The 9,086-nt window shown below is 59.6% G+C and carries 8 protein-coding genes; 4 read left to right on the top strand and 4 right to left on the bottom strand.

What is annotated here, in order from left to right; genetic code table 11:
* Positions 1 to 111: 111 nt before the first annotated feature.
* Entirely contained in the window at positions 112 to 990 is an 879-nt protein-coding gene (locus tag MB02_RS07690) for a VOC family protein (protein WP_067534934.1), read from the bottom strand.
* A gap of 280 nt (positions 991 to 1,270) precedes the next feature.
* On the opposite strand from MB02_RS07690, the gene MB02_RS07685 reads away from it, so the two are divergent.
* Positions 1,271 to 2,386 (top strand): helix-turn-helix transcriptional regulator, encoded by a 1,116-nt coding sequence (locus tag MB02_RS07685; RefSeq protein ID WP_170304670.1) that lies wholly within the window; start codon positions 1,271 to 1,273, stop codon positions 2,384 to 2,386.
* Here the strand turns inward: MB02_RS07685 and MB02_RS07680 are convergent.
* From MB02_RS07680 to MB02_RS07670, 3 genes are all read right to left on the bottom strand, one after another.
* The gene (locus MB02_RS07680; RefSeq protein WP_067534930.1) at positions 2,383 to 4,086 is read right to left on the bottom strand and encodes an N-acyl-D-amino-acid deacylase family protein; all 1,704 of its coding nucleotides are present in this window, start codon (positions 4,084 to 4,086) and stop codon (positions 2,383 to 2,385) included. The two genes, MB02_RS07685 and MB02_RS07680, sit on opposite strands and share 4 nt — an antisense overlap.
* Positions 4,083 to 4,985: a TauD/TfdA dioxygenase family protein gene (locus MB02_RS07675; RefSeq protein ID WP_067534928.1), complete on the bottom strand. Its 903-nt coding sequence runs from the start codon at positions 4,983 to 4,985 to the stop codon at positions 4,083 to 4,085. Before MB02_RS07675 ends, MB02_RS07680 begins: the two co-directional genes overlap by 4 nt.
* 148 nt (positions 4,986 to 5,133) lie before the next feature.
* The gene (locus tag MB02_RS07670) at positions 5,134 to 5,928 is read right to left on the bottom strand and encodes a glucose 1-dehydrogenase (RefSeq protein ID WP_235829455.1); all 795 of its coding nucleotides are present in this window, start codon (positions 5,926 to 5,928) and stop codon (positions 5,134 to 5,136) included.
* A 151-nt stretch (positions 5,929 to 6,079) separates the two neighbouring features.
* Here MB02_RS07670 and otnI point away from each other — a divergent pair, with 151 nt between their 5' ends.
* The 3 genes from otnI to MB02_RS07655 all read left to right on the top strand — a co-directional run bounded on the left by otnI (position 6,080) and on the right by MB02_RS07655 (position 9,079).
* Positions 6,080 to 6,877 carry a 2-oxo-tetronate isomerase gene (gene otnI, locus MB02_RS07665; RefSeq protein WP_067534926.1) on the top strand — a complete coding sequence of 266 codons (798 nt, stop codon included), beginning with the start codon at positions 6,080 to 6,082 and terminating at the stop codon, positions 6,875 to 6,877.
* On the top strand, positions 6,874 to 7,782 hold the full coding sequence (locus MB02_RS07660; RefSeq protein ID WP_067534924.1) for a 2-hydroxy-3-oxopropionate reductase: 909 nt from the start codon (positions 6,874 to 6,876) through the stop codon (positions 7,780 to 7,782). The genes otnI and MB02_RS07660 overlap by 4 nt, the downstream gene beginning before the upstream one ends.
* A gap of 103 nt (positions 7,783 to 7,885) precedes the next feature.
* A complete protein-coding gene (locus MB02_RS07655; RefSeq protein ID WP_067534921.1) occupies positions 7,886 to 9,079 on the top strand; it encodes an aromatic ring-hydroxylating oxygenase subunit alpha in 1,194 nt (397 codons plus the stop codon).
* The last annotated feature ends 7 nt before the right edge of the window (positions 9,080 to 9,086 follow it).

The following is a 9,086-nucleotide window of genomic DNA, read 5'->3' as shown; positions in this document are numbered from 1 at the left end:
GGGGGGGGGGGGGGGGGGGGGAGCAGGTCGGGCCTGATGCAACGCAGCCCCGTGCGTGCCTTTGGCGGTTATCCAGGGCTGCCACCCCGAACAACCGCCTCCATGGGTTAATCAGGCGGCGACTGGACGCATCAGTTCCACCCGAACCCCGTCCGGGTCTGCGCCGTGCTGGAGTTCGATCTGAGGCGTACGCACATGCGCGGCTTCAACGAAGTAGCCGCCTTTGTTCGTCAGTTCGACAACCGTCTTTTCCATGTCGTCGTCCCAGAATGCCATATGCGTCAGACCAAAGCGGTTGAGCGGCTTGCGTTCACGCGAACCGCTCGGCTGCGGTTCGCTGATCTTGAGCAACTCCACCGTATTGCCATCCGCATCGCGCATCATCTGCGCGCGGAATTTAACACCGGGGACTTCCATGATGACCCCAAGGTAGTCCGGCCCGTTTTCGAAGTCATAATTTTCAGCCGGCTGGAAACCAAGCGTGGCATAGTATTCCAGCGTCTTTTCAACGTCGTCCACACGGATCCCGCTGTGAGAGAATCGCGCCGGGACTTCAGGATGGTGCATAAGTTCAACCCGCACGCCATCCGGATCGGTGCAATACAGCAGAATTATCCCGCTGTCCGGATCCTGCACGCGAGTCTCTTCAATCACGGCACCGCCTGCGTCACGCACCTTCTGCGCCGCTGCGTCGATGTCATCGACGTAAAAGGAAATGTGGAACAGCCCGTATCCCAGCGCCGAGTTGCGTTCGCGCGGGCCGCTCGCTTCCGGTTCAAGAAAGTGCAGCAGTTCAATGACCGGACCACTCGGATGGCGCAACATCTTCGCGCGAAGACGCACGCCAGGCAATTCCATGGTCCTTTCCATATCAGCCCCCTCGAGGATGCCATAATCCAGATGCTCTTCGAAACCGAGAGCGTCGCGATAGAAGCGTTCCGCAGTGGCGAGATCGCTTACGCAGATTCCACGATGAGACATGCGTATCATTAGGTTCTTCTCCTCGTCTGTTATTCGGCATTTATTGTTCAACGGTCGTTGTGCAGCCGGACCGGCAGACCAACAATTGCAGCCGCCAGACGCTTCATGCCAAACAGACAAACACCGCTTCCACAAGGCGGAATTGCAGCTTTTTTGCGACAGCTGAGCCGGATCGGCCAGCCGCATCAGCACTTTGGCCGATCCGGTCAATTCCGGGGTTGTAGCGCTATGTTGCCGGCAGAGAGCAGGTCCGCTTGTCCCTGCCTGGGTAGCCCACTAGAATGGATCGGTGAACGACCTGCCGCTCTCTTCTGCATACCCATTCCCGCCAGGCGTGGATGCTCTGGCCGACCTGTTGTTCAGCGGACTGACCGAACGGCCGATGTGGGCAGGTTTTCTGGTCGCCTTGTCGCATCGGCTAGGATCTGACGCCGCCGGCTTCATACTTCAGAGCGGCGAAGCGTTTTTGCCGGAAGCGGCAGTCCTGACCGCCGATACCGCCCATGCCGCCCAACACGAAGCACTGCTCGCCTCTGGTGCCTTGCACGCCATGCCGTTCGATACTCCGCTACAGCTTTCGGGTATTTCCGGCGCGCAGCGGGCTGACTGGCTTGCATTGCGCATCCGCCTGGACGAAGCCCGCTCGGCATGGCTGACCGTCCCATGGAACGAGCAGGGTGCAGCCGGTTGGCGCGATGTATTCGATGCCCTCCTGCCCTTGTTGCAGCGGGTCGTCCGGCTTTACATCATGATAGGTGACAGTGAGCGACGGCGCCGTGTTTCAGAGCATGTTCTGGAAACGAGTGGAGTCGGGATCGTGCTTGTCGATTCAATGGGTCAGGTGCTGATGGCGAATGCCATCGCCCGTTCGATCATGACCGAAAGCAATATCATCGCGATCGATCGCGGAACGCTCCGCGCCAAGCGCGGCAACGACAATCAGCTCCTGCAGGCCTCCATCCGGGACATGGCCGAACGCCAATCCCCTGAAGCGGACCTTTCCTGTCACGTTTCGATTGCACTGGAACGGGACGAACAGATTCACCCACTGACGCTCATCATCAGGCCAGGCCCGCCGTACGCCCCGGTCACGGCTCCGCTGCGGCGTTCGGCAGTCGTGATCCTGCGCGATCCGGCGCAACGCAGCGTCCTCGCCACGCCGGACCTGATACAGCTTTTCGCGCTCAGCCGAGCCGAGGCGCGGCTGGCCGGGCTTCTCGCTGACGGGCTCAGCCTTGAAGAGGCAGCAGCTGCGCTGGGGGTAACGCGCAACACCGCCCGGTCGCAATTGCAGGCCGTATTCGCCAAGACGGGCACCAAACGCCAAGGCGATCTTGTCCGCCTGCTTCTCAGTTCCACTGCCTCGATGGCGCAAAAGCGACCGGACGAAACCTATCCGGCCTAGGCCCGGATCAACTGCCCCGGAAGCGCTCCGGTAGCCTCGCCCGAACGGCACACCACCTGACCTTTGACCAATGTGGCCTGATAGCCTTCAGATCGCTGCACGAGACGGCGACCACCCGCTGGCAAGTCATAACAGACTTCCGGTTCGAGCAGCTTGAGCCCATCATAGTCGATCACGTTAAGGTCGGCACGCAAGCCCGGCGCCACCAACCCGCGATCCTCCAGGCCCGCAATCCGTGCCGTCGCCTGGGTCATGCGATGGACGACATCTGCCAGCGGCTTGCGCCCCCGTTCGCGGTCACGCGTCCAGTGCATCAATGCAAAGGTCGAATAGCTGGCATCGCAGATCGTGCCGACATGGGCCCCGCCATCCCCCAGACCGAGCACGACATCCGGATGATCCAGCATCGCGCTGACGGAATCGAGACAGCCATCGGCATAGTTCGACATCGCAAGGTAGAGCTTCCCGCCGGTTTCACCCTCGATCATCACGTCATAGGCGAATTCTTCGGGACTGATCCCCTTGGCACGCGCGAGGGAAGCAATGCTGCGTTCGGGAGGCTGTTCGTAATCCGGCGGATCCCCGAGGAGGAACATGGTGTCGAATTCCCGAACCATCCGGCCCAGCACCAGCGCGGGATCGGGATCCATGTCTTCGCTCAGGATCGCCGCTCTCACTTCAGGCTTGCGCAGTTCGACCAGCCGTTCAGCCAGCGGCAGATGCACAAGGCGCGAATAGGTCGGTGTCGTGTAGAAGGGGTTGAGTGTAAGTTCGAAGCCTAGGATCATGCCGATCCCACGGGGAATGACCTGACCTTTCATCACCAGACCTTCGGCGTTCGCAGCCTCCAATTCATCCAGCAGCCGCGGCCATGCCTTGGGCCCTGAATTGCCGCATCCGATCGAAAAAGTCAGCGGGCGCCCCGCCTCACGCGCGATTGCCCGCATTGAATTGAGCGACGCGCCCGGCAAGTGCAGGTCTTCGACGATCTGGAATAAACCCTTGCCCTTCTTCCGCAGGACCCGGGCAAAGGCGAGCAATTCTTCATCGGCAGCATTGAGGGTCGGAATCGACTTTCCATCGCTGGACCGATGAAAGATCGTGCGTGACGTCGCGATACCCAACGCACCTGCATCCAGTGCTTCTTCCAGCAGGCGGCACATTTCCGCGATGTCTTCCGCAGTTGCGGGTTCCCGGTCTGCCCCGCGCTGACCCATGACATGGACACGCAAGGCCGCATGCGGAACAAACGCCGCGATATCCATATCGTAATCGCGGGAAGCGATGAGATCGAGATATTCGGGGAATGTCGTCCAAGTCCACGGGAGCCCTTCGGTAAGGACGGGATAGGGAATGTCCTCCACCCCTTCCATCAACCGCACGAGCTGTTCCCGCTCGGCTTCTCGGCAAGGGGCGAAACCGACACCGCAATTGCCGATCACGACCGTGGTAACACCATGGAATGACGACGGAATGAGGCGCTGTTCCCAGGTTACCTGCGCATCGTAATGGGTATGGATATCGACGAAGCCCGGCGTAACGATCTGCCCGGCGGCATCGATCTCATCCCGACCTTTCCCCAGCTCCGGCCCAACCGCCGCAATCAACCCATCGCGAATTCCGACATCGGCGGGAAATGGCTCTGCGCCCGATCCGTCGACAACCAGGCCGCCACGGATCACGAGATCGAACTCGCTCATGCCACGGCCTCCGCTTCCAGCAGGCGCCCCATTGCGACAGTGCCCTTGATCGTCGTGCGGTGGACAATCCGGATCTGGTCCACCGGATGCCCTGCTGCGCGGTGGAGCGTGCGGCGATTATCCCACAGCACCATATCGTTGTTAGCCCAGTCGTGAATGTACTGGAACTGCGGCTGCATGGCATGGCTGATCAACCGCTCGATCAACGCATCGCTACGATCCTCGTCCATGCCGAGAATCCGTTCGATGTTGAGAGTGTTGACGTTCAATATCTTTCGGCCCGTTTCCGGATGTGTCCAGACTAGCGGGTTCACGACCGGCGGAAAATCGGGATAGCTGTCATTACGCGGAGTAAGCCGCGTCCCGCCGGGATTGTTGAACCGCATCTCTTCCAACCCGGCGCGAAACAGATAGACAGCTTCCAGCCCTTCGATTTCGGCCTTGGCCGCATCGTCCAGTTCATCGTAGGCGAGCGCCATATCAAGCCAGCCAGTCTGCCCGCCATCATCGGTTTTCCGGATCATGTGCAGCAGGGCACCCGCATTGGGCGTCGTGGTAAAGGCAAGGTCCGTATGCCACGGTATCCGCCCGCAAATGGCGGTTCCGTCAAAATCGTAAACCGGCCCGGCAGAGCCGCCCTGATTGGTCAGCAGGATCAATTCGGGATAGTCGGGATGGCGGAATTTGGGAATCGGGTGCGGTTCCAGCTCGCCGAAACAGCGGCTGAGGCGCAGTTGCACTTCCGGTGACGTTCCGATGCCTTTGAACACGAGCACACCATGCTCCAACCAGGCTTCACGCAACGCCTCCGCAGTCGCCGGTGCAATATCCCGTTCGATATCCAACCCGACAATCTCGCGCCCGATAGGCCCGTTCAACGGCTCGACGACAAATTCCATTTCCTCTCTCCCCTTTTGTTTTCAGGAGTGTGTGAGAAAGGAATAGCCCGGCACCCGGAATGTTCGCATCATGCAAATGGATGAAAGCCGGAAGGCCGGACAGCCATCCGCTGGCTATCCAACATTCATACCCGGTCGAAGCAAAACCCTATTTCGCGAGATAGCCGCCATCGATCTGCAGTTCCGTTCCAGTGGAGAAGGCGGATTCATCCGATGCGAGATAGAGGACTCCATAGGCAACGTCGCGCGGATCTCCCAGATGCCCGATCGGATGACTGGCGATCTGGCGCGCGCGCTCTTCCGGATAATGCTCCAGATACGATTTCACCATCGGTGTCAGGCACATGCCGGGGTGAACGGAGTTGACGCGGATTGGCAGTTGTTTTGCCGAACAGTGCATTGCCGCAGCTTTCGTCAACAACCGCACCCCGCCTTTACTTGCGCTGTACGCTGCTGTCGTCGGTTCCGCGACATAGCCCATGGTCGATGACATATTGACGATCGAACCCTTCCTGCTTCCCGCGCTCATCGTGCGAATGGCGGCACGAGTCCCCAGAAATGCACCATCGAGATTGACGGACATGACCTTGCGCCAAAGCTCGAACGGCATGTCCATATCACCCACCGGCGCAATTCCGGCGTTGTTCACTAGAACATCCAGCCCGCCAAACCGATCGACAACTGCGGCCATGGCCGCATCCCAGGCCGCCTCATCGGTCACATCGAGTGAATGGAATGCCGCCTCTCCGCCTGCCGCACCAATATCGGAAACGACGCGCTTTCCGCCGTCGGCATCGATATCACACACCATCACGGCCGCGCCCTCTTGCGCTAACAGCACAGCGATGGCCTCACCCAGCCCGCTCGCCGCCCCGGTGACGACAGCGACCTTGCCAGCAACACGCCCCTTGCGATCCTTACCCATACCCAGACCTTTCATCATTGGCCGATCACACTCTCAATAGTCAGCGCGCTGCCCTCCCTCTTAGCCATCTTGGACTCATTGGCAGTAGGACTTGAAACGCCTCGATGCCGAATTGACTCGTAAGGCTGCAGTTGTGAAGCAACCTTTCACACAACGGAATTCCGGGCCTATGGTAAAGTTCGCCGCAAACCTATCATTGTTGTATACTGACCGTCCTTTTCTCGACCGGTTCGACGCAGCGGCCAATGCGGGTTTCGCGGCCGTGGAGTTCATGTTCCCTTACGATTATCCGGCTGAAGCGGTCACAGAGCGCGTCCAGGCGGCAGGCGTCGATGTCGTGCTGTTCAACACACCCGCAGGCGACTGGAACAATGGGGAGCGCGGTCTGGGCGCCATGCCCGAACGCATCGCGCAATGCCGGACCGGCGTTACAACCGCCATCGAATATGCGGTGGCTATGGGTTGCCCCCGCCTGCATCTGATGGCGGGCAAGGCACCCAGGCTGGCCGAAAACCAGCAGGTTCTGATCGACAATGTCAGATATGCGGCTGACGCCGCGCAGGAACATGGCATCGAAATCCTGCTGGAACCGATCAATACCCGGATCGACATACCCGGCTATTTCTATGACAATACGGCTGATGTGATGGCCATCATGACGGAGATCGACCGCTCCAACGTGAAGCTGCAATATGACATCTATCACATGCAGATCATGGAAGGCGACATCCTCCGCACGATCGAACGGCTGATGCCGGCCATCGGCCATATACAGGTGGCCGACAATCCCGGCCGTCACGAACCGGGCACGGGTGAGCTCAACTACCCCAATATATTCAAACAGCTCGACAGCATGGGTTACGCGGGCTGGGTCGGTTGCGAATACAATCCGGTGGCCGACACGGACGACGGCCTCGACTGGGCCCTGCCTTATCTGCAAACGGACAAGGGGAAACGGCAAGCATGATAATCGGATTTATCGGTGTCGGTATCATGGGCCGCCCAATGGCGGGACACCTTGTGTCAGCCGGGTATGAACTGCGCCTCAAAGGCAATCGCTCCCCCCTGCCCGAAGAGTTGCTGGAAGCCGGGGCACGGCCCTGTGCAACGGCAAGAGAAGTGGCCGAACAATCCGATGCGATCATTCTCATGCTGCCGGACACCCCCGATGTTGAAGCAGTGCTGTTCGACACCGATGGCGTTGCGGAGGGCCTGAATGCCGGCAAGCTGGTGATCGACATGAGTTCGATCGACCCGATCGCGACCAGATCGTTCGCGGCGCGCGTAGAAGATCTGGGTTGCGACTATGTCGACGCACCTGTTTCAGGCGGCGATGTGGGCGCCAAGGCGGCAACTCTGACAATCATGGCCGGGGGCACCCAAACCGCGTTCGCTCGCGCGCTCCCGTTGCTCGAAAGGATGGGAGCATCGATCACGCATGTCGGCAGTGCGGGCTCCGGCCAGACGACCAAAGTCGCCAACCAGATCATCGTCGCTCTCAACATCGAAGCCGTGGCGGAAGCCCTGGTTTTCGCGGCCAAGGCCGGTGCCGACCCTGCCAAAGTCCACAGCGCGTTAATGGGTGGATTTGCCTCGTCACGCGTACTCGAAGTTCACGGCCAGAGAATGCTCGATCGAAACTTCGCACCCGGATTTCGCCTCAAGCTTCACCAGAAGGATCTCAACCTGGCTCTGGGAAGTGCGCGCGCGCTCGGCCTTGCTCTGCCCAACACGGCGATAGCACAGCAAATGATGAGCGCAGCCGCCAATCTCGGCGGCCCCGACGCGGATCATTCCGCGCTTGCCCTGGCCATCGAGAATCTCGCCGCCATGCCAATCGCGAGAGCAGCCGACGCTCCAGAACAAGGATGAGGGTGATCGAACAACAGTCCGCCACAAGGTGCCTGTGTTAGAGTTTGCAAAAGAGCCCAAGGGACCCGCCCATAGCGAAAGAAAGAGAAAGCAGGATCGACAGATGACGAAGATTTTCAACGACGCGTTCTTCAACAGCCTGGACAGCTCCATCCTGCCCGTCGACGAAGCCGAGATGCTGCCCCCGGCCTGCTACACGGACGCGAACTTCTTCGAATTCGAAAAGGAACACATCTTCGCCCATGAATGGCTTTGCGTCGGCCGCAAGGAGTGGGTGGAAAAGCCGGGCGACTATTTCACCGGCATGCACATGGGCGAACCGTTTGTCGTCGTGCATGGCCGCGATGGCGTTATCCGCGCGATGTCGACCGTATGCCAACATCGCGCGATGCTCGTTGCCGAAGGGCACGGTAACACGCGCACATTCCTGTGCCCCTATCACCACTGGGCATATGCCCTCGATGGCCAACTGATCGGTGCGCCTGCGATGGAGCGCGCATGCAAGTTCGACAAGGCGGATATCAAACTGCCGAATTTCAAGGTTGAACTGTGGCTGGGCTTCATCTTCATCAACCTTGACGAAAATGCCGCACCATTGGCCCCCCGCCTCGAAAAGGTGGCTGAGGTACTCAAGAACTACGATCTCGAAAATGCCGATACCTCAATGGATATCGAGGAACAGACCTTCCCCTGGAATTGGAAGGTGATGTTCGAAAATAACAACGACGGTTATCATGCCAACCGGCTCCACGCGGGCCCGGTTCACGATATCGCTCCGTCCGATCTCTGCAGTTTCCCCGATGACCTGCCCGCAGACACTGCCGGTTACTACCGCTACAATGCCACGGTTCATGCCGATGCCAGCTTCAATCCAACCCTGCACGCTTTGCTGCCGGTTTTTCCCAAGCTGACCGACGAAGACCGCAACCGGTTGCTCTTTGCAAATGTGCCGCCCAGCCTGTCGCTCATCATCCGCTCTGACCTTGTCGCATTCATCATCCTTCATGCAAATACGCACGATACGATTACGGCCAAACGCGGCTGGTTGGCGGCGCCCGGCGCCAAGCAGACTCCGCTGTTTGAGGAAAAGCTTGCGATCAACCTGACCACCTCGGCGGAAATTGCGGCTCAGGATATCCATGTCGACGAACTGATCCCCTATGGCCTGCGCTCCCGGTTTGCGGTGCGTGGACGCTATAGCTGGCAGGAACGGGCTCAGCTGGAATTCAACAGCTGGCTGGTGCCCCGCTACAAGGCCGCGTGGGAAGAGATGAAGAAAGCGCAGGATCCGGCCTGACTTTCGG

It is taken from the genome of Croceicoccus estronivorus (assembly GCF_001625325.1).
Classification (GTDB): Bacteria; Pseudomonadota; Alphaproteobacteria; order Sphingomonadales; family Sphingomonadaceae; genus Caenibius; species Caenibius estronivorus.
This window is presented reverse-complemented; position numbering and strand designations above follow the sequence as displayed.

Excerpts from the sequence above, each read along its gene's own strand:
- MB02_RS07675 (WP_067534928.1), bottom strand. The coding sequence starts at position 4,985 with ATGGAATTTGTCGTCGAGCCGTTGAACGGGCCTATCGGGCGCGAGATT.
- MB02_RS07655 (WP_067534921.1), top strand. The coding sequence starts at position 7,886 with ATGACGAAGATTTTCAACGACGCGTTCTTCAACAGCCTGGACAGCTCC.
- MB02_RS07690 (WP_067534934.1), bottom strand. The coding sequence starts at position 990 with ATGATACGCATGTCTCATCGTGGAATCTGCGTAAGCGATCTCGCCACT.
- otnI (WP_067534926.1), top strand. The coding sequence starts at position 6,080 with ATGGTAAAGTTCGCCGCAAACCTATCATTGTTGTATACTGACCGTCCT.
- MB02_RS07680 (WP_067534930.1), bottom strand. The coding sequence starts at position 4,086 with ATGAGCGAGTTCGATCTCGTGATCCGTGGCGGCCTGGTTGTCGACGGA.
- MB02_RS07660 (WP_067534924.1), top strand. The coding sequence starts at position 6,874 with ATGATAATCGGATTTATCGGTGTCGGTATCATGGGCCGCCCAATGGCG.
- MB02_RS07670 (WP_235829455.1), bottom strand. The coding sequence starts at position 5,928 with ATGATGAAAGGTCTGGGTATGGGTAAGGATCGCAAGGGGCGTGTTGCT.